The sequence below is a fragment of the Mesorhizobium sp. P3_A9 genome, assembly GCF_056402975.1.
The window spans coordinates 1-904 of record NZ_JBFUGJ010000749.1; the positions used below are offsets into that span (position 1 = coordinate 1).

A 904-nucleotide genomic window follows, 5' to 3' on the forward strand; every position below is an offset into this window, starting at 1 on the left:
AGGTTCAGAAGGTCAGCCAAGGTGATTGCTTTTGTCTGATTTGATCAGACAGTTTGTATTATTGGGTGCCATTTATCGCAAGGCCTCCCTCTGCCACATAAGGCCAAGACATTTGGCGGCCCGTCAGCCGACAGTCCGTACCAAGGATGGCAGCGATCGTGAGCAATTCAGACGTGACTTATCTCTTCGACCCGCTCTGCGGCTGGTGCTACGGCGCCACGCCGATGCTGGACAGGCTGTCGGCCAGCGGCTTGCGCCTCGAGCTGCTGCCGACTGGCCTGTTCTCCGGTGCCGGTGCTCGGCCAATGGATGAGGGTTTTGCCGCCCATGCCTGGGCGAACGACCAGCGTATCGAGCGTCTGACCGGACAGAAGTTCACACAGGCTTATCAGCACAATGTCCTCAATGTCAGAGGCACCTTGCTGGACTCGCATGCCGCGACCCTCGGCATTAGTGCCGCCGGCCTGAAAGACCCCAGCCGCCGGCTCGCGGCGCTTAAGGCGATCCAGCGTGCGCGCTATGTCGACGGCCGCGATATCGTGACTGTCGAAGGCGTGGCTGGCGTGCTCGCCGATGCCGGTATGGCGGATTTCGCGGCAACGCTGAAGARGCCGACCGAAATCTTGCTGACGGCTCACAGCGAGCTGATCGGCCGTGGCCGCGCGCTGTTCCAGCGCCTGCATGCCAATGGCGTGCCTTCCCTTGCAGTTATCCGCAACGATGCGCCTCGGCTCATCGGCTCGAACGCGCTGTTCGGCAGCTTTGACAATCTCCTCGCCCATATCGCGGCGGCGTGATCCCCAACAGAACTCCAACAAGGACTGGAAAAAGACATGGCAAAAGTCGCTCTCATCGGCGCATCGGGCGCTGTCGGTTCGCGCCTGCTCAAGGAACTCTCCGACCG

1 protein-coding gene is annotated in these 904 nt (G+C 61.1%); it reads left to right on the plus strand.

The window, feature by feature from the left end; genetic code table 11:
- The first annotated feature begins 158 nt into the window (after positions 1–158).
- Positions 159–797, plus strand: a complete 639-nt coding sequence (locus AC1DX0_RS36500; protein WP_477359434.1) for a DsbA family protein — start codon at positions 159–161, stop codon at positions 795–797.
- The last annotated feature ends 107 nt before the right edge of the window (positions 798–904 follow it).